Here is an 18,602-nt window from a genome sequence, read left to right as displayed (position 1 = left end):
AGATTCAAAACAGAAGATTGATTAAACAGCGAGTGTGTCAATGTATCATAATTTTATACATGGCTTCATCATCACAGCCTCAGTGTTCTGCGTGTCCGTTGTGTTCGGGACTTTCGCCGGACTGGTGATTGCTGCCGCCAGCATCTCAAATTTTGCTTATGGGCGGATGTTTGCTAAGGCTTTCGTCGCGACCATACGCGGCGTACCCGAGCTCCTCATCATCTTGCTCGCCTACTTCGGCGGCACGGCTGCGATTAGCGCAATTTTCGGCCGATATGTCGAGGTGAATGCTTTTGCGTCCGGCGTTGGTGCGCTGACATTTGTCTTCGCCGGTTACGCCGCAGAAGCATTTCGCGGAGCCCTTAATGCAATACCCAAAGGACAGATCGAAGCCTCTCACTCGCTCGGGCTTTCTCGCTGGCAGTCCTGGCTCTTCGTGATCGTACCGCAGATGATTCCGCTCGCGATCCCTGCCTATACGAACCTGTGCGTCTCGCTCATCAAGGACACGGCGCTCGTTTCCATCGTGGGGCTAAGCGATGTCATGCGCATAGCGTTCGTCGGTGCTGGATCTCAGCATGCACCCTTGCCCTTTTATCTGATGGCCGCAGGAATTTATCTCGCCTGTACGAGCGTTGCTCTCTTTGGCTTCAGACAGCTCGACCGCAAATACCGCCTGGTGCGCCACTCATGATCAACATTGGAGCCATTTCTGAAGCAGGGTCCCTGTTGCCCGGTGGTGTTGTCCTCACGCTACTCCTTACGGTGGCGCCTCTTGCCGCGGGTTTTCTGCTCTCTATCCCCTTGGCCCTAATTCGCTCCTCGAAGCCGACAGTATCGTCAACGATCGTTTGGGCCTACACCTACGCGTTCCGCGGCACGCCGCTGCTCGTCCAGCTATTTCTCGTTTACTACGGGCTGGCACAGTTGCAACTGGTGCGCAATAGCGCCCTCTGGCTACTGTTTCGAGATCCGTTTTGGTGCGCGTTCATCGCCTTCACCTTGAATTCGGCAGCACATACGACCGAAATTCTCGCGGGTGGCTTAAGGGCGATCCCGAAAGGACAGATGGAGGCCGCAACGTCGTTGGGCCTATCAAGGTCGCAAGCATTTTGCCTCATCCAATTCCCATTGGCTTTTCGCATCGTTCTGCCGGCCTACACCAACGAAGTGATCGGCATGCTGAAAGCGAGTTCGCTTGCTAGCACCATCACGCTCCTGGAGGTAACAGGCCTCGCCCGGCAGTTGGTGGCCGCAACCTTTGCCCCCTACGAGGTCTTTATCGTTGCCGGCCTGATCTATCTCGGTTTGACCTTCGTTGTCTCTGGTCTGGCGAGCCGCCTCGAGAGAGCCCTGAACCCGCTCGCGCGCTCGCCTTCGCCTTCCAAGGCATCGAAAACCAACCGTCGTCTCGGGCTGCCGGCCCTGAGAACGGCATCAGACAGGCCGGCCAACAGAACGGGAAAGGGAACAAGATGAAAAGTTCGATCCTTGCGATCTCCATGCTTCTATCAATGACCATTGCTGCGGCGGCCGCGCCGCGCCCGATTGCGATCGGTTCTGAGGGCGCGTCGCCGCCCTGGAATCAGATCGGAGACGACGGCAAGCTGGCAGGCTTCGACATCGATGTGGGCAAGGACCTGTGCCGGCGCGCAAATCTCGATTGCCGGTTCGTTGCGCAAGACTGGGATGGTATCATTCCCGCCCTGACCGTCGGGAAGTTCGACGCGATTATGTCTGGCATGGCGATCACCGAGAAACGCAAAAAGTCGATTGCGTTCTCGCGGCCCTATGCAGGAGGTTTCAACCAGATCGTCCTGAGGAAGGAGATCAAGGTCCCGGCTCTGGACACGACCGCCAAGCTCGATCTCACCGAAATCGACGCGTCAAAACAAAAGACTATGGATATCCTCAAACAGGCGTTGAGCGGTCGAACACTCGGCGTTCTCAGGTCGTCGAATTCCGAAGTCGTATTGAAGAGCCTCGTCGGTTCGGACGCGACCATCCGCAGTTACGATTCACAGGATAATCTTCAGCTCGACCTCGCGGCAGGACGCATCGACGGGGGGCTTGCTGACTATTTCACCTGGAAGACGTTCCTGGATGGGCCGAACGGCAAGGAAGCTGCATTCTTTGGTCCGGAGCTGTCCGGAGGCCCATGGGGTCCAGGAGTGGGAATTGGTCTGAGGCAATCCGACGCGGATCTCGTTGCTGTTTTCGACAAGGCAATCGGCGAGGCTCAAGCCGATGGAACTTTGAGCCGCCTCAGCCTGCAATGGTTCGGCCTCGACGTATCTCCACAACCGTAATCTTCGCCACGCCGCCGCCGCAAGCGGCGGCCACCGCCTATTGGGTAGGAATGTTCATGACCATTCAATTCAAATTTATTGCGACCGGCCAATCGCTGATCCATCATGACCTACGCTCGATTGTCGATGATCGTCTCGAGGCGATCAAAGCCATCATCAGAGGGGCGGACGCCTCTTTCACAAACTTCGAAATGACGGTCTACGGCCGTCATGCAGGGTGGCCGCTGAAGGGCTCCTATTTCAGCTGCGCCAAGCCCGAAGTGCTCGATGCGCTGAAGGACATCGGCTTTTCCATATTGTCGCTGTCCAACAATCACGCCTTCGATCTGGGCCCATCCGGTGTGCTCTCGACCATCGAGGAGGCATCCCGCCGCGGCTTTCTGCATGCCGGCATCGGAAAGGATGAACGCCGCGCATCGAAAGCCGCTTCGGCGTCATTTGCCGAGAAGAACGTGTCGTTGGTGTCTATGGATGCAGGTCCGGGGCCTGCATTCATGTATGCCGACAACGCGGGGGCACACCGTCCCGCGCGTCCTGGTCTCAACGGCCTGCGGGTCGAACGAACGTTCGACGTCGACGAAGATACGTTTGCGTTGCTGCAGGATGTCAAGAACCGGTTTGGTGTCGCTCATCTCGAGCTTGCAAATTACGCCCAGCCCAACGATCCCGCGCCAACAACTGCGGCAGAGATGGACTTCTTTGGAACGATCTTTCGCAAGGCGTCATCGAATGTGCGGCGTATCAAGTTTGAGCCCGGCAGCGCGATAACGCAGCTTTCCGCCATCAGGAGATCGAAGGCAAAGGGCGAATTCGTCATCGCTTACCTTCATCACCATCATTGGGAACCCGACTGGTGCCAGGTCCCCGGGTGGGTCGAAGAATTCGCACATCTCTGCGTCGACAACGGGGCCTCAATCTTTGTCTGCCACGGTGTCCCGGTACTACAGGGTGTCGAAATCTACCGGCGCGCGCCGATCTTCTATGGCCTGGGTAATTTCCTGTTTCACACATCCCACGGAGAAACCGAGTGGAGCCCGCGTGAAGTCTGGAAGAGCGTTATCGCCAGCTGTACGTTCAACGCCAGTAACGAGATCGAGACGATTGATTTCCACCCGATCGTCGTCGGTGGCGCGGAGGCTCTCGAAAGCCATGGGCACGGGCGCCTTCAATTCCCGGTTCTCGCGTCTGGTCACCTAGCCGAGGAAATCTTCGACGATCTCGCCGAGCGCTCCGAGGCGTTCGGAACCTTCATCGATCGCGATCGGCCGATCGCGCGTTATCAACGCGCGACCTGATTGCCTTCGCCTATGGCCAATCGACGACAAAGCGGGCTCAGGCCCGCTCTGTCGTTTGTGCGTCGTCGTCCTCGACGAGCGAGTTCACCAGCGCGGCGAACCTGCTACGGACTCGAGGAGACAGATTGAGAACGCTTTCGATGAGGCGCCGCCCCTCGGCAGTCGAAACATAGGCGATCCGTTCGTCGATCTCGTTCACGAAATCGGCATGCGAACCATCGTCCGCTTCTGGCAGGCCCTCAAAAAAACGGCTAACTGGCGTGTTGAGGGACCGAGCCATCAGGTAAAGCATCGAAGCGCTGACACGATTTTTGCCATTCTCGTATTTTTGAACCTGCTGGAAGCTGACACCAATGCTTTTAGCCAGATCGCTTTGGGTGACATTGGATTGGATGCGCCGGATCCGGATCTGCTGACCGACATGCTTGTCGACCGGATGCGCATCGGCTGACGGCGTCAGCGCGGCGGATACATTTTTGATTTTTGAATTGGATGAATGCACTGCGGATCGCTGGTTCATCGCGAACTCCCCACGAGAGAGTTTCAGGCGGTACGCCCCCGCTTGAAGAACTCACTTAACCCGTGACCGGGAGTTCATAACCGTACACGACGGCCCTGTGGCCTTTAGTTCCGAGGAACCTGGACATACGCCACAGGCTCCCGGACCGAAGGTCAAGGAGTGTGATGCCGTATCGGCCGGCATCAACCGCGTGTAGGGGTTATGAAGCCCCAAGGCAGCGCGTGACTGCCTCGCCAAAGAATCTACACGTTCCGGCTGCGTTTTTCAAGGAAAATTGGCGAAGATTCAAAGGCTTCTATGTTAGAAGCCAAGCGAACATGCAACACTGCACGAGCCCATCGTGCTCAGTTGAAAGCCCACGGGCTACGCATCGTGCTCGCCGCTCCGGTCGTGAGCGCCGCGGAGAGATCGGACCAAAGAGGGTCCTCGGTAAAGCTGCTCAAAGAACCGCAGGCCTCGTCAAAACTCATCGATCCATAGTGCGACAGTAGGTTTGAAACGTTGCCCTCGGGCGAATGCAATATGCTGAAGGGCTCCATCTGGTCCGAGATCACCCGGTGACCCCAGGCGCCTGGTCTCCTGTCATGATGCAGAGACCGCAAAAGGTCGTCATCTCGACCACCATCGCTGAGGGCCGAGCAGAATGCATGTCGCATCAGCGGGTAATAGACGGTGTGGCGGCTGCCGCCGAGTACCCTGACTCCAGGCAGGATCGCAATCACCATGAACACGATAAACAGGTTTGGAATGATGCGTCGCCTACCGAGGGCCTCGATCAATCCGTCGGCGGTAAAGGCAATCGCCTTTCCTTCCCGCTCCCACTGCCCTTGGCTTTCCCTCGGTCCCAAAAAGCCGTCGATCAGCGTCATAGGAAAAATCCGGCCGTCGTCGCAGCCCCAGAAAAAATGCGTGCTGTTTTTGAGCCAGTTTCGCCACGGCGTCGAGGCCAGAAGATCGATGGTTTTAAGGGTTGTTGTCGGGAACGCTTTGTCCCGCAGGAACCGGTCACACAGCCATGATTTGGGATCCGCCAGGTGCGCCACCACAAGATCGGCAACGTCATCGTCGTCAAGCTGGAGAAAGTCGATTCCCTCATCAAAATAATTCGCCCACAGTCGCCGATTTCCCGCTTTGATTGCCTCCGCCGCGCACGGAAATTGACCATCTGGCAGGAGGCGGGAGAGCGTGTCTCGTTCATGCGAAAGACCCGCATTGGCGTCGCTCGGCGCGAGTTGGAAATTATAGGCCCGGTTTCGTGCCAGGACGCTGTAGGGGATCATCTCGCGGCGGCTTAGACCGAAGACATTGAACGACTGGTCGCCCAATCGCAACCATCCTGGCCCCTTGCGGCTGCGCTCGGCAAATTTCACGGTCGAACACGCGTAGGAAATATAGGAACGACTCTCGCGCCCGCGCAAGCCCATTAAGCTGAACAGATGCGTGAAGAAGGCGTCGGGTTCTATCAGCAAATGCAGATGCGGGCCTGTTTGTAAGACGGGATGGTCTTCGAGCTCCGTGGCCATTTTTTTAGCTGAATTGCGTCCTAGCCCGCTCTGCAGGGCCTTGCTTTCAATCCACCGGCAGAGAAGCTCCCGCGCGTGTGATCGCGACGAGCTCGCAGGCTCCGCACCAACATCGTAAATCGCCGCCGCATAGTCCCGGACGGGCCGGTGCCTGTATGCGCGCAACCATGGAAAAAGATCGAAGATGACGGCCAGTAGCCGCTCGCGATCGATGGGTTGGATGGATGTCTGCGTCATGTTTCTGACAATCCACCCGACCTCGGTTCACTTTTTGGCAGGATCAAGAGGATTGCGCCGACAGCAATCATCAGCAGACCGAAGCATCCGAAAACCACGGAAGGCTTTACGCTGTTTCCCGCAACTGCCACAAAACTGTAGGTAAGTAAGCCAAATCCAACGCAAAGTGTATGGATCTGAGATTTGCCACGGCCCAATGCATCGATCGACACCAGCTCTTGTACGCGCGCGTCGATAAGAATGCGCGAAATATTGTACGTGATGCCGAGCGCGGTCATTTGCAGGAGTGCGAGATTGAGGTCTTGGACGACCAGAAAGATCGCCAGAACGCAGCCCGATGCGGCCAACTGCGCGGCTAAGCTGTGCGAGCGGCGTGTCAGCGTCATCAGATAGGCACACCCCGCTATGGCGCCAGCGGCCCAGAACGCTTCGAGATAGCCGAAAGCCAGGGCTGTGCCCTTCAGATCTTTCATGACAAGCGCCGATCCGAGAACGCTAACCAGCATGCCCATCGCGTAAATGAGCGCGTAGATCACGGCTGCCCCCCGTAAAGGGCCGGCCGGCAAGGCACTCGGCAGCAGCTCTCGCGCCCAGAGGGTCGGGCGATGCATGGTTGGTGCTTGATGACAGGTCGACCTGATCTGGCTGCTTAGCATGGCCCAGAAGGACAGGGCATAGAATCCGAGCGGCAGGACGAACGCGAGGTGATTTGGAAACAGTGCCAGCAGCAGACCGCCGGCGATCGCGGCCAGCAGATTGCCGCCCTGCATGTTCATGTAGGACAGGGAATTGGTCCGAATCAGCCGCCCCGGCGCTGCCATCGATGGGATCATAGCCTGCAGCGCCGTTGTATGGGTGCGGTCAATCACGGCATAGACGACCCAGGAGACGGCAAGAACTGCGACGGGATCGAGATACATCATCCCCGACATCGTCGTGATCATGAGCAGTATGCGTGCTATATCGCAGATCAGGCAGACGATCCGACGCTCGTAGCGATCGGCAATGATCCCGCTGAGGTTTGCGGTGAGAAATTCGGCAATACTTCCGAGCGCGAGTAGAACCGCAATCCATGCGGGGCCATTATCAAAAGCGGCTTCCAGCCAGGCGACAATGACGAAGTATGCATTGCGACCGGTTGCCGATGCAGCAACAGCGGTCATGTAGCGTCGGCGCAGACGAAGTTCTTGTTGTAAACTCATTTCCCGTTGAGCCCATTGCACGTGCTGATCGCTGGCAGGCTAGCGAAGCGGCGGCATTTTAGCTTTCAGGAATTTGATGTTATTTTCCGGCACGGCCCCAAACGGAGCGGTAGACGCTTGGCGATACCCCAAGAGCCTGGGTGAAGGTTGTCGAAAGGTGGCTTGCACTGGCAAAGCCGCAGATAAGCGCAATCTCAGTGACCGGCGACGAGGTCGTTCTCAAAAGCATGCTGGCATGCTCGAGTCTCCTTTGATTGAAATAGGCGTGCGGTGTCACCCCTGTCGACTGCTTGAAGGCGCGGCTGAAATGCGGAAGGCTCATCCCCAGCTCCTGACACAGGCTGGTCAAAGAGACGCGCTCCTCGCTGATATCGTTCAACCGCTCGACGACGCGTCTCAGGGTGTTGGGCGCCAGGCCACCTTTGACCGAACGCTGTCTTTGATTGGCACGTCGCGCGAGATGTCCAAAGATCGTTGTGAGCTGCCCCTCGACAATCAATTCGCTCGCCTGGTCCAAATGAAAAAGTTCGGCCGCGATTTTTCGGGCGGCGAACTGCGCGGCGAGATCATGAAATCCGAGCTCTGGACGCAATCGCTCGACTTTGTGGGGGTCGTCAAAGAAGTTGCCGGCGAACGCTCGATCGACCGTGAGCAGCAAATAGGCTGCACGACTGTCGCCCTCGTCCCAACCACTCCAGCTTCGCCCTGCCGGCACGTAAGTCAGCGACCCCTCGGGCCGGACAACGAAACTCGATCGTCTGCCATCAATAAAATTCTCCCCTGACCTTGCCGCCCCCTCCAGATTAAGGAAAATCGCGTGCGCATTGCCCGAGACTTCAATCTCTTGTCGGGCCAGCCCGATGCGGCGCACGAGTTCTGTTTTGAATCCATGCCATTGCTTTTCCCGGTAAGTGACGATTTCTCCGCTCGATGTTTTCATTTGCTCCCTTTCGAAGGGCGATGCACGTGTCCGCTCCATCTGAAGTTATTTTACCAGAGGTTGCCAATCAAACACCCGTTAACTCTGAGTGGGAATTCAAATCAAATTTCTGAAAGTGCATCAAAATCATGAAAGCGCCGACGCGGAATTAGCGGCCAAGGTGGCGTGGGGGCACACCGCGTTTTACTGCCAGGGGTAGAAGGCACCGCATCTACAGGAAGCGGATGCCTTGGCAAAGCAGAGAGGCCTAAAATCAGGATGGAAGATTTTACTGATTTCATTGCCGAGTGCGATCGCGCCCCTCGGCTGAACGAACTCGCGCCATTTTTTTCGGCAACGGCCGCCGGCCGGTCAGGAATGCCATGGCGGCGACCGGACGTTGATCGACGCCTTTTGCCTCGCGATCCGCTCGTGAAGCGGTTCATCGCGCTGCACGAGCGCCGGCAGGGTCCCTTCGATCAACATTACCTAAGCAGCATCCCATATAGATTCGAGGAAGAGTGCCGGTTGGGGTGCGCAATCCTTCGATATGCCTCGGACCGAAGTGATCCGATCAGTTTGTATTCATTGGGGACCGCCGAAGGGACGATGGCGCGCACGATCAGCGAACTTGCCGACGGATTGGTCGAAACGCTGTCCTGCAGCCCCAATGTCGAAAACGAACGAAGCTTTTTTGCTCATGGTACACCGCCACATGCTAGCTTTTTCTGCGGTCCGTTCCATCACCTGATGCCATCCGCATTTATCGAGAGCGAGGCGCTTCGACATTTTCAGGCCGGCTTCGACATCATCATGGAAGACACGACATTTCAGATGTATTCGCCGAACCGGAAGAAGCAAATTGCCTTTGTTGCGCAGAACCTGAAGCCGGATGGCATTCTTCTGCTCGTTGAAAAATTCAGGCACGGCGACGACAGCGAGTACAAGCGGCGCGAGGACCAAAAAGATTTTGGCTTCAAGGCTCGCTACTTCAGCAGAGTGCAAATCCTCGCCAAGGAAGAGGAGGTACTGACCCAGATGAACGAAAACGAAGTTACGCTCGAGGAGATCACGGCGGTGCTGCGAGATGTCTTTCTCGATTGCTTCGTGACATGGAACAGCGGCAATTTCTATACGCTGGCTGCGAGCAACAGCCCTAACAATCTCAAACGTCTGGTCTCGAAGATGGGGCGACCGGCGCTACCCGCCGAATATACGTATAGCGAGCTGCCGTTTCGCTTGTATGATCGGGTGCGGCTTGCGAGCCCGAGGAAGCCGTCGGACCGCTGAGCCGCATCTAGCGACCGACCAACGCTTTAGTCAATCCTTTGGCTTGTAGAATGAGAGCTGAACGCCCCGCAATTCGTCGTGTTGATCGTGGCTCGTTGGAGGCTTGACTTTGATGAAAACAACGAGGGCATAACGGCATCAACTGGAAGCGATCCGACCATCTGGATCGGTCAGCGGGAATGCGCCTTCGATCTGGTAATTCGAATAAGCGAACAGAGCCTTTCGGCACGACAGGTTCGAGCCGCCCATATGGGATGAGAATAAAACATTTGAATGCGAGCTTTCTCTACAGGTCGGTTCATCCCAGGCGCCTCTTAACCAGTCCAAACTGTATGGAATGGATGCCACGATGCTAGAAATCTTTGCAACCCTAACTCTTGAGGTACCATATGATGGTCTTTCAAGCATCGCAGGCATGGGCTTTGCGCTTGAGCAATTCTCCCACGCTCAAGGATTCTACAGTTTTGGGGAATGGGCGGCCGCACAGTTTCAGAAGGGACGCTCGATAACGGCCTCAGTGGTGAAGTCCGACGAACTCGACACCTCTAGCAAACCCGATCCCTATCGGACGAACTCTGGATTCGGCTATGAGGTAACGGTATGGGTCACCGAGGCCGAATGACTGGTGTTTGGAACTGGCTACATAGCGCCTTAGGCCCGGCGCAACCGCGGCTTGGCCGTAATTATGCGACTACTTCGATACGTCGTCTGCGACCGCAACGCTTTCCGGCGCCTCGAGTATTGGCCGTCCGGTCGCCTTGATATGGACTTTGTCCAGTTCAGCCACTGCATCCGCCCGGATCTGGAGCATCTTCGCCGCGCGTCCCTTCTTCACATTCGGCGTATGGATGCGCAGTAGTACATTGCGGTCTTCAAGGACCTGCGCAAGCAACATGATCTGGGACGGGTGATTGCCGGTGAGCCTGGCGATTGTCGAGACGCTTGGCATATGACCAGCGTCTGCTTCGACGGCAATCGCCGTCACCATGGCGCATTGTCGCATACGGGCCGCACCATTGTCATCCGGGAAGCGCGAGCGGAGGATCGCTCGGCAGAGATCACCCACGGACGTGCCGGCAGAAGATCTTGAAGCGACCTGGGCCATTGCGGCCTGACGCGCTGCCTCGATCTCCGGAGCCTCCTCGACGCCGCGCTCGTACATCGTCAGCGCCGAAATCACCAGTTTCCCGACCAGGATCGGCAGCTTTTCGCCGAGAAGCCCGGCCAGGACTTTGATCCGGTCATGGCCTTCCTTGGGAACGGTAGCGCGGCACTCGACGAGGTCCTCGTCGAGGGTCACGGACCACCACTTCTTCCGTATATCCAGTTTACGAGAACCTGCGATCATCCCCATTCCATCGGCGCGAGCGTTGCTGGTGTCCGTTGTAGTGGAGTTCGATATGGCACGCCACGCCATTTTCCGAGGCGCCTCCGGATGGGCCCGGAATTTAGCTTCGATCGGGAAGGGCGCAGCTGGAAATTCAGGGCATCGGCTTTGCGGGCAGGAGCGCGCTATTGGGGTGGGGCAGGTCGGCGAAGGCCCAGAGGCCTTTGCGGGCCTGCTGCGCAATGCCTTCCTCGATGAGATAAGGGAGGTAGACGGGATGGCTCGCATTATCGATGGCAGCAAAAGCAAAACCCTGGGTAATCATCGTGGCGCCGAGATCGAGCATCTTTCCATGGACCTCGCCCGTGCAGATCACCAGCAGAGTGCCCGGCTGCGAGCCTCCGACGGCGATCTGTGCGACGGGCGAGCAGGTCGGTTTCAGGTCGCGAACGAAAGAGGCGAGCATGGCGGTGGATACCGTGCCGCAATCCTGATGCCCGCCCGCTTTATCCGTATAAAACGTGCCTCGCAGGCAGGACTGCACGCCATAGAGCCGGAACCGCTGCCCTACCTGCTGCCAGCTATCGCCCGTCAGGAACGTGACGCCGGTCTGCGGGATCGCAAAGGTTCGATCGGCATTCTCAGCGAGTACGGCTGAAGCGAACACGATGCTCGCGCACAGAACGCCCAGAAAACGACACGGATGGCACATGGCTTATTCGCTCTTTGGCCCGGCCTCGACGGGCAGGCAATCGACACCGTCATTGGCGTTGGTGATGCAACTGACATTGTACCCGGCGCCGGAGATCAGATAGGAGCAGACGCTCGTCCCCGCGCCATCCCTCGTTCCCGGAGCGCTGCAGTCGAGCCCGGATTGAACAAGATCGTAGAGTTTTCCGCCCTTGCCGCAGCCGAACTGACAGGCTTTCAGGATCGAGGACTGCGAGATGACAGCGCAAGTGCCGTTATAACAGATCTGTTGGCCAACTGCGCTGGTGAGGCCGAGCCGGTTGGCCTGGACCCATTCGTTGTTCTCATATTTGTCCCAGGCGGCGACCTGGGCGGAGGGACTGGCGAGGAAATCAGCGGTCGAGCCTGACCAGTAAGATTGCAATGTGCCGCTATCGCAAAATTGGAAGGCGCCGTAGCAGCGCGTGCCGTTGACTGCCGGCGAGGTGCTTGTGAAGCTTCCTTCGCTCTGCGTCACATTCGCGGCATATTCGGCGCAGTCGGCGGGCATGCCGGCCGCCATGAGGCTAACCGCCGATTCGCCTGCAAATGCAAGGGACGCGATGAAACCGAGGATCAAGCCGGCGTTGGCGCTGACGTCGCGGCGTCCGGGCCGCAGCCAGCCAAGGATGGAAGGAGAAGGCGACATGTTCATGGGATGGGCTCCACGTCATACGAGCCGTCGATAGGGTGGCCCCTCTCGTCGACTTCCTTCGTGGCGAGTTTCTTGTAGTTGAGCGACAGCACCGCCGTGCCGCCGAGCGGGAGCTGCGGGTCGGCCATTGTAACGGCCCTAGCACCCGCCTTCTTCAGGACCAAAAGGGCGGTGCACATGCCCTGGATGTTGCAATCGCCGTTGGTCTGGGAGAGCAGCCATTCCCCAGCCGGCGTTGTGAGCCGGGCGGTATAAATCGCCGGCACTTGGCCCATCTGCCGGATGGAGGCGAGATCGTCATCGCTCCAAATGCCGTCAGGATCGTGACGGGCGTCCAGCACCGTCCGCTCCAGCCTCAATGCGTAGCCTTGCTGGGCATAGGCTTGCCTGGCGGGGACGATAATCCCGGAGACAATCCCGGCAAGAATAGCGCCGGCAAACAGAAAACGGTTCGGTTTCATCCCGTTCATTTCCTCAATCTGGAGAGGGAAGTACGGATCGCGCGCAGCAGACCGCTGACGAGATCATCAAGGGCGAGGATCACCTTGTGACCGAAGCTGAAGAGCCGCCGGAGAATTCGATAGGCGCTCCAGACGAGCATGCCGTGGGCAAGAGCGAAGATCACAAGGACGACGAGCGTGTAGAACGGCGCTTCGAGCGGGTGATGGATCACGGCTTCAGCCTCCCGCCGCATCCAGTTCAATCCCCACGATGCCAGTAGCAGGACAATGACCGCGAACCAGAGGAGAACCCAGTATTTTACGCTCCACGGATCGGCTCTCCGGACCGGTTCGTAGATGACGATCCTCTCGTCGCGCATATCGGTCACCTCCTGCGTATAAACTTCACATATATAAAGTTATCTTGCTCAATGGTTCAAGTCGAACCAGAAACGTTGCGCACTCCCGGACGACTGCCTGATATCGAAATAATACGGCTGGCCTCTCACTGGGCGCGGCTGTGAGATCGTCTCGCCACAGCCGCCATCATTGTGCCCGCCGGATCCGCAGATATTGCTCTTAACGCAAAGATCGGGCTCGCTGGTGGAGTGATTGCCGCTATCCGGAGAGCTGTAGCCGACCGAATAACCGGCCGGGCAATCACCATATCTCTCATATCCAGGCGCCTTGGTACCCGCGCTCGAGCAAGTCGGCCACGAAAAGTGCGGCTCCGCCATTTCCGTGATCAACTTGACCATCGGCGGCACGCAATAGGGAATGCCATGCCATGAGGGGTTCACCGCAGCCGCACATAGAAGCACTTGGCAGCCCCATTCTGCATCTGCAGCCTCCACCGGCCCCGAGGGTCTCGCTGTAATCGAAAGAACACCGAGAACGGCGGCCTGCCACTTCCTCATCATAAGTTGCTCCATAGCAATTTCTTGATTGATATTTTGTTTTAACTTTGTATATATGAAATTAACAACACGGGCAACACCATGAATCGTTATCTCCTTCCGATCACATTCATAGCTCTGACAATCGCTACGGCACCGCTGGCCGCCACCGAGATTCGTGCCGTCCCGAACACTCCCACCTGCACCGACGCGGCCGTTAGGCCCGAGGCGATCATGCAGATGATTCGTCAGGAAAGTGCACGTCAGGGCGTCGATACCCGCCTGGCGCTGGCGATCTCCGATCAGGAATCCGGCTTCGGTCGGCACGTCAATTCTCTGAGCGGCGCGCGCGGTCCAATGCAGCTGCTGCCCGCGACCGCAACCCGCTATAGCGTGGCCGACATATGTGACGCCGCTCAAAACATTCGGGGCGGCATTGCCTATCTTAAGGATCTCGGCAGCCTCTTCGGCGGCAACATCTTTCTGACAGTTGCTGCCTACAATGCGGGCGAAGACCGCATCATCCGGTCCGGCGGGGTTCCGCCGATCGCAGAGACGGTCAACTACACCGCGCGTGTCGCCAATGCCTATTATGGCTTCAACAATGCGTTGAAAGGGGGCCGCCGTCACACATCTGCGGCGGCCAGCGCCGATCAACCGGCAGAAGCGACTGCCGGCGTCGATCTTCTCAATGCCGGCTCAGGCTCAGACCAGCCGATACCCGTCAACCAAAACAAAGCAGAGCCCTCTGTCCCCTCCTGGATCGGTGGCTCGGTTCTCTATGTCCAGTAGAACGGAGTGATCCATGAATACCGCCCAACGCACCATGAAGATGCTCGTTTCGCCTCGCAGCCGCTCGGCTGCCATCCACGGCATGGCATTTGCCGGGATCCTGTTCAGTCAGACAGGTCTTGCTTTTGCAGCAGGCGATGTCTTCCAACCGATCCAATCGGTATTTACGACGCTCCTTAACTTCATGACCGGCACCTTCGCGACAACGGCTGCGACAATCGCCTGTGCCGCCGTCGGCTATCTCGCATTGACCAGCCGTATCCCGTGGTCCTGGTGCTTCTCGATCATCGTCGGCATCGCCTTCATCTTCGGAGGTTCCCAGCTCGTCACCACGATGTCCTCGGGGCTCGGGAACTGATGGGCGATCTCGAAAAACCTCAGATCGCACCGCTGGTGATCGCGCTGACGCGTCCCCGGATGATGTGGGGCGTACCCATCGGTCTCTTTGTCGGCGAGTTGATGGTGGTGGTGATGACATTTCTCAACACAAAGAACCTGGCGACCTTCCTGCTTTTCCTGCCGCTGCACGCAGCCGCCTATGTGATGACCGTTCGCGATCCGCACCTGGCCAATGTGGTCAGAATGCGCTTTGCCAAATGTCCCTGGGTACGGAACCGTCACTTCTGGGGCGGCAATTCCTACCAGCCTTGAGGAGAGACGTCATGCAGAGCGCCGTCCGCGATGGTCTCCGTTTCGCCGGAGAAATAGCCCGGGAAAAGCCAGTATCGAAACATGTTCCATATCTGTGCCACGTCGATGAGGAAACGTTGCGCACCAAGGAAGGCATGCTGGTCTCGATCATTCGCTTTGACGGCTTCTGCCATCAAACCGCGGACCAGGCCTTCATCGACAACGAAGCCGCCAATCGCAACACGCTGCTGCGCGCTTTATCGGACAGTCGATTCGCGGTCTGTTCTCACATCATCCGCCGGCGCATCCCGCCTGATATCGACGGAACGTTTTCCATCGACTTCTGCAAATCTCTCGATGAGCGCTACATGCAGGCGCTGTCGAATATGCGCATGTATTCGAACGAACTCTATCTTAGCGTCATCCGGCGTGGTTTTCAGGGCAAGGTCGGCCTTGCAGACAACGCGCTGTCCCGGTTCCGGAAGGTAAGCGGCGTCTCCGACCGAGCGCTCGACCTTGAGGCGCGACAGGAATTGCGTGATCATGTTGCCAATATCGTCAAGGGAATGGAAGGTTATGGCGCGCGCCTTCTGAAGGCGACGATGCGCAATGGTAGCGCCTTTTCCGAGCCGCTGGAGTTTCTTGGCCAACTTTTGAGTGGCGGCGTTCCGGTCAAAATGCTTCTGCCCCGAATGCCGCTAGACGAGTATCTGCCGACACGGCGCATCACCTTCGGGCGGCGAATGCTGGAGATGCGGGGTAGCGACGATGCTGACCCACGGTTCGGCGCCATGCTCTCGGTGCGCGAATACCCACCCTATACCGCGGCGGGGATGTTGGACGGGCTCCTGAAGGTTCCGGGCGAGTTCATCGTCAGTCAGAGCTTTGCCCTGCAGGACCGGGCACCGGTCCTGTCCGAAATGGACCGGATTGAGCGTCAGATCAGCGTCTCCGACGAGCGTGGCACCAGCCTAGAAAGTGCAATCTCGATCGCCAAGGACGAGCTGGTCAATGGACGCGCTGTGATGGGCTACCATCATCTCTCCGTCATGGCGCTTGGCAATTCCATCAAGGAGACCGAAGCTTGCTCACAGGCGGTCACGAAGGAACTGCAGAACGCCGGCATGGTGGTGGTTCGCGAAGACCTCAATGCCGAGCCGGCTTTCTGGGCGCAGCTTCCGGGGAATTTCGCCTACATCGCCAGGCGCGCGATCATTTCCTCGCGAAATTTCTGCGGCATGGCCTCCTATCACAATTTTGCACTCGGCAAGCCGCGGGGAAACCATTGGGGGCCGGCGATCTCGCTCCTCCAGACGGCGTCGATGACGCCGTATTATTTCAATTTCCACAAGGGCGAGGTCGGCAACTTCATCGTTACCGGACCGACCGGCTCCGGCAAGACCGTGGGCCTGCTCTTCCTGCTCTCGCAGGCGATGCGCACCAGCCCGCAACCGCGCTGCGCCCTGTTCGACAAGGATCGTGGCGGGGAGATTTTCATCCGTGCCTGTGGTGGTCAATACGAGGTGCTGAAGCCCGGCGTCGCGACTGGCTTCAATCCCCTGCAAATCGAGGACACGCCGGAAGCGCGGACCTTCCTCCATGACCTGCTCGCCTATCTCGTTCGGCCGCGCAGCGAAGTCGACAAGCTTTCCGCTGAACAAGAGAAGATCCTGACCGCCGCAGTCGAGCATATCTTCGCAGCGCCCATCCGCGAGCGGCATTTCCGTGATGTCATCCATCTGCTGCGCGGTACGGAAATGGCCGGCCGGGACGATCTCGCCTCACGGTTCGAGGTCTGGTGCGACACGCATGGCTGGCTCTTCGACAATCCCGTCGATCGTTGGGATGCGGATCGTGGAATCCTTGGGTTCGACCTCACTGCCATTCTCGATGATCCCGAGATCCGCACCGCCGCACTCGGCTTCATTTTCTTCCGCATCGGCGGAATGCTCGATGGCGTCCGGCCGATGATGCTCTTCATCGACGAAGGATGGAAGGCGCTCAGCGACGAGAAGGCAGCAAACTTCCTCAACGACCAGCTCAAGACGATCCGCAAAAAGAACGGCATCGTCGGGCTTGGAACGCAATCGCCCCGCGATATTACAACAGCGAAGATTGCCCATACGCTGCTCGAGCAGAGCCCAACCAATATCTTCTTCCCGAATCCGAAAGCCGATCGCGACAGCTATATGGGCGCCTTCGGCCTGTCGGAGACCGAATTCGACTGGGTGAAGTCGACCTCGTCCACCAGTCGGCAATTCCTCGTGAAACATGACCACGACAGCGTGATCGCAAGGCTCGATCTCTCCGCACTCCCTGAGTTCATCAAGGTCCTGTCGGGGCGAACCGAGACAGTCGCCGAATGCGGACGCCTTCGGGAAAAGTTCGGTGACGCGCCCGAAGACTGGCTTCCCTATTTCTGCGGCTGGAGGCAAGAATGACCATGCGGCTTCCGCTCACCGCACTTGTCGGCGCGAGCTTGCTTCTCGCACCGGCGCCATCCTTCGCCCAGGTGCCGGTCACCGACGCCCAACGGAAAAAGTCGGAGACCAATACGGCCTTTTGCATGCAGCGCGCGCGGACCTTCAAGCAGGGATCGGTTGCGCCGACGAAGAATATCCATGGCAGCGTCACCATCCAGAGCGACACTGGTGGCATCCGGTCAGTGACCGGCCAGACCGTGACCGGTCAACCGCTGAGCGGCACCACGATCGGCGGCAGTGACTTCGCGCTGTTGCTTGGCGCTGCAAATACGATCCAGGCGATCAAGACGAAGAATGTCGGGCAGGCTGTTGCCTCGCTCGCGGCTGTTGCCGCTGCGATCTCCGCCAATTCGACATCATTTTCGATACAGTCCGGCACGATAGGTCAGGCGACAACGATCAAGGGCGCATTCGAGCAGAACGCCGTCACCCGGCTCACGAATGCGCAGGTCTGGAATCAGGCGATCCAAGCGGTCGGGGCAGCCAATCAGCTTCGCAACCAGCGGCTCCTTGATCTGACTGCGGCCGCCAGCGCGACCGCCAAGGTCATGACCTACGATCCGTCCAAGGTGACGTTGACCAGTCCGCAAAACCAGGAAGGGAACAAATGATGGAGGTCTTGCCCGTTCGCCGGAGCGCCAGCGCGGTATTTTTCGCCCTCTTGATCTTTGCCGGCTCCGGACCAGCGTTTGCCCAGGTCCCTGTCATCGACGAGGCAACGCTGTCACAGGCGAAGGAAACGGCCTCGAACACGGCCGAGATCATGAGCAGCAACAGCGATATCCTCCAGACCGTCAATAAGACGCTTGCCGCCGTCACCGGCAATCGCTCGACCGCGGAGATCGCGGGCACGGCACTCGGCTCAGGCTTCACAATGGGGAATGCACCGGACTTCTCCTCGCTTCTTTCCGGCCAGATGGCCTGGGGCAAGCTCGGCTCCTACGGCACGACGGCCTCAACAATTCTTAACGGTCTCAACCTCGTGAAGACGCTGTCCGGGCAGACGGACAGAGCGAGCTACACGCGCGGCGACAAATCCTATCAGGCGTTGGTCAATACAGCGACCGCGCTGACCGCGGCTATCTCCGGGACCCAGGCCGGCACCGAACAGCGGGCACAAAGCTTCCAGAATGTCGAAAGCCAGATCGGCACAACCACCGACATCAAGGGCTCAATTGACCAGAATTCGCAGCTCCAGACCCAGACGGCGCAAACCGTGAACGAACTGGTTGGCGCGGTCAACGCCGGCAATGCGGCACTCAACGCCCAGCAGATGCAACAGATTGCGGCTGAAGCCGCCATCGCCGAGTTCATGACCTACGACAGCAGCAAAGTGACCCTCACTGGGCAATAGG

22 protein-coding genes are annotated in these 18,602 nt (G+C 58.2%); 12 read left to right on the top strand and 10 right to left on the bottom strand.

Annotated elements, in window-relative coordinates; all coding sequences use genetic code 11:
• The first annotated feature begins 40 nt into the window (after nt 1-40).
• Genes DTW90_RS31265 through DTW90_RS31250 form a run of 4 tightly spaced genes read left to right on the top strand, consistent with a single transcriptional unit; the run spans nt 41 to nt 3,604 of the window.
• Entirely contained in the window at nt 41-694 is a 654-nt protein-coding gene (locus DTW90_RS31265; protein WP_149343431.1) for an ABC transporter permease subunit, read from the top strand.
• Entirely contained in the window at nt 691-1,479 is a 789-nt protein-coding gene (locus tag DTW90_RS31260; RefSeq protein WP_149343429.1) for an ABC transporter permease, read from the top strand. Before DTW90_RS31265 ends, DTW90_RS31260 begins: the two co-directional genes overlap by 4 nt.
• Nucleotides 1,476-2,309, top strand: a complete 834-nt coding sequence (locus DTW90_RS31255; protein WP_149343427.1) for a transporter substrate-binding domain-containing protein — start codon at nt 1,476-1,478, stop codon at nt 2,307-2,309. The genes DTW90_RS31260 and DTW90_RS31255 overlap by 4 nt, the downstream gene beginning before the upstream one ends.
• Nucleotides 2,310-2,365: 56 nt before the next feature.
• A complete protein-coding gene (locus tag DTW90_RS31250; protein WP_149343425.1) occupies nt 2,366-3,604 on the top strand; it encodes a CapA family protein in 1,239 nt (412 codons plus the stop codon).
• A gap of 37 nt (nt 3,605-3,641) precedes the next feature.
• On the opposite strand, the gene DTW90_RS31245 is transcribed toward DTW90_RS31250, so the two are convergent.
• The 4 genes from DTW90_RS31245 to DTW90_RS31230 all read right to left on the bottom strand — a co-directional run bounded on the left by DTW90_RS31245 (nt 3,642) and on the right by DTW90_RS31230 (nt 8,026).
• A complete protein-coding gene (locus DTW90_RS31245) occupies nt 3,642-4,124 on the bottom strand; it encodes a helix-turn-helix transcriptional regulator (protein WP_149343423.1) in 483 nt (160 codons plus the stop codon).
• Nucleotides 4,125-4,468: 344 nt separating this feature from the next.
• Nucleotides 4,469-5,884, bottom strand: a complete 1,416-nt coding sequence (locus DTW90_RS31240; RefSeq protein ID WP_149343421.1) for a hypothetical protein — start codon at nt 5,882-5,884, stop codon at nt 4,469-4,471.
• Complete coding sequence (locus DTW90_RS31235; RefSeq protein WP_149343419.1) at nt 5,881-7,086, bottom strand: MFS transporter; 1,206 nt, start codon at nt 7,084-7,086, stop codon at nt 5,881-5,883. The genes DTW90_RS31240 and DTW90_RS31235 overlap by 4 nt, the downstream gene beginning before the upstream one ends.
• Before the next feature lie 79 nt (nt 7,087-7,165).
• Nucleotides 7,166-8,026, bottom strand: coding sequence for an AraC family transcriptional regulator (locus DTW90_RS31230; RefSeq protein ID WP_188080112.1), 861 nt, complete (start codon nt 8,024-8,026; stop codon nt 7,166-7,168).
• Between the two features lie 258 nt (nt 8,027-8,284).
• On the opposite strand from DTW90_RS31230, the gene DTW90_RS31225 reads away from it, so the two are divergent.
• Both DTW90_RS31225 and DTW90_RS31220 read left to right on the top strand, forming a co-directional pair.
• Nucleotides 8,285-9,295 carry a class I SAM-dependent methyltransferase gene (locus DTW90_RS31225; RefSeq protein ID WP_132527708.1) on the top strand — a complete coding sequence of 337 codons (1,011 nt, stop codon included), beginning with the start codon at nt 8,285-8,287 and terminating at the stop codon, nt 9,293-9,295.
• 349 nt (nt 9,296-9,644) lie between these two features.
• Complete coding sequence (locus DTW90_RS31220; RefSeq protein ID WP_132527639.1) at nt 9,645-9,917, top strand: hypothetical protein; 273 nt, start codon at nt 9,645-9,647, stop codon at nt 9,915-9,917.
• 69 nt (nt 9,918-9,986) lie between these two features.
• Here DTW90_RS31220 and DTW90_RS31215 read toward each other — a convergent pair whose 3' ends face one another.
• The 6 genes from DTW90_RS31215 to DTW90_RS31190 form a co-directional block, all read right to left on the bottom strand.
• On the bottom strand, nt 9,987-10,643 hold the full coding sequence (locus DTW90_RS31215) for a hypothetical protein (RefSeq protein ID WP_132527637.1): 657 nt from the start codon (nt 10,641-10,643) through the stop codon (nt 9,987-9,989).
• 133 nt (nt 10,644-10,776) lie between these two features.
• Entirely contained in the window at nt 10,777-11,289 is a 513-nt protein-coding gene (locus DTW90_RS31210; RefSeq protein ID WP_245513106.1) for a thermonuclease family protein, read from the bottom strand.
• A 48-nt stretch (nt 11,290-11,337) separates the two neighbouring features.
• Nucleotides 11,338-12,006 carry an acyltransferase gene (locus DTW90_RS31205; protein WP_149343415.1) on the bottom strand — a complete coding sequence of 223 codons (669 nt, stop codon included), beginning with the start codon at nt 12,004-12,006 and terminating at the stop codon, nt 11,338-11,340.
• The gene (locus DTW90_RS31200; protein WP_149343413.1) at nt 12,003-12,467 is read right to left on the bottom strand and encodes a hypothetical protein; all 465 of its coding nucleotides are present in this window, start codon (nt 12,465-12,467) and stop codon (nt 12,003-12,005) included. Before DTW90_RS31200 ends, DTW90_RS31205 begins: the two co-directional genes overlap by 4 nt.
• Nucleotides 12,468-12,472: 5 nt before the next feature.
• Nucleotides 12,473-12,826 carry a hypothetical protein gene (locus DTW90_RS31195; protein ID WP_149343411.1) on the bottom strand — a complete coding sequence of 118 codons (354 nt, stop codon included), beginning with the start codon at nt 12,824-12,826 and terminating at the stop codon, nt 12,473-12,475.
• A 48-nt stretch (nt 12,827-12,874) separates the two neighbouring features.
• Nucleotides 12,875-13,366, bottom strand: a complete 492-nt coding sequence (locus DTW90_RS31190; RefSeq protein WP_149343410.1) for a hypothetical protein — start codon at nt 13,364-13,366, stop codon at nt 12,875-12,877.
• 78 nt (nt 13,367-13,444) lie between these two features.
• Between DTW90_RS31190 and DTW90_RS31185 the strand changes: the two genes are divergently transcribed.
• The 6 genes from DTW90_RS31185 to DTW90_RS31160 are packed head-to-tail and all read left to right on the top strand — an operon-like array spanning nt 13,445 to nt 18,601.
• Nucleotides 13,445-14,134, top strand: a complete 690-nt coding sequence (locus DTW90_RS31185) for a lytic transglycosylase domain-containing protein (protein WP_149343408.1) — start codon at nt 13,445-13,447, stop codon at nt 14,132-14,134.
• A gap of 13 nt (nt 14,135-14,147) precedes the next feature.
• A complete protein-coding gene (locus DTW90_RS31180) occupies nt 14,148-14,492 on the top strand; it encodes a TrbC/VirB2 family protein (protein WP_132527623.1) in 345 nt (114 codons plus the stop codon).
• Nucleotides 14,492-14,785, top strand: a complete 294-nt coding sequence (locus DTW90_RS31175; protein WP_132527621.1) for a VirB3 family type IV secretion system protein — start codon at nt 14,492-14,494, stop codon at nt 14,783-14,785. The genes DTW90_RS31180 and DTW90_RS31175 overlap by 1 nt, the downstream gene beginning before the upstream one ends.
• Before the next feature lie 11 nt (nt 14,786-14,796).
• Nucleotides 14,797-17,205: a VirB4 family type IV secretion/conjugal transfer ATPase gene (locus tag DTW90_RS31170; protein WP_149343406.1), complete on the top strand. Its 2,409-nt coding sequence runs from the start codon at nt 14,797-14,799 to the stop codon at nt 17,203-17,205.
• Nucleotides 17,202-17,858 (top strand): hypothetical protein, encoded by a 657-nt coding sequence (locus DTW90_RS31165; RefSeq protein WP_149343404.1) that lies wholly within the window; start codon nt 17,202-17,204, stop codon nt 17,856-17,858. Before DTW90_RS31170 ends, DTW90_RS31165 begins: the two co-directional genes overlap by 4 nt.
• Nucleotides 17,855-18,601, top strand: a complete 747-nt coding sequence (locus DTW90_RS31160) for a type IV secretion system protein (RefSeq protein WP_246665123.1) — start codon at nt 17,855-17,857, stop codon at nt 18,599-18,601. The genes DTW90_RS31165 and DTW90_RS31160 overlap by 4 nt, the downstream gene beginning before the upstream one ends.
• Nucleotide 18,602: the final 1 nt, after the last annotated feature.

It is taken from the genome of Neorhizobium sp. P12A (assembly GCF_008365395.1).
Classification (GTDB): Bacteria; Pseudomonadota; Alphaproteobacteria; order Rhizobiales; family Rhizobiaceae; genus Rhizobium.
The sequence above is the reverse complement of the archived record's forward strand: the minus strand, read 5'-3'. Positions and strand labels throughout refer to the sequence as shown.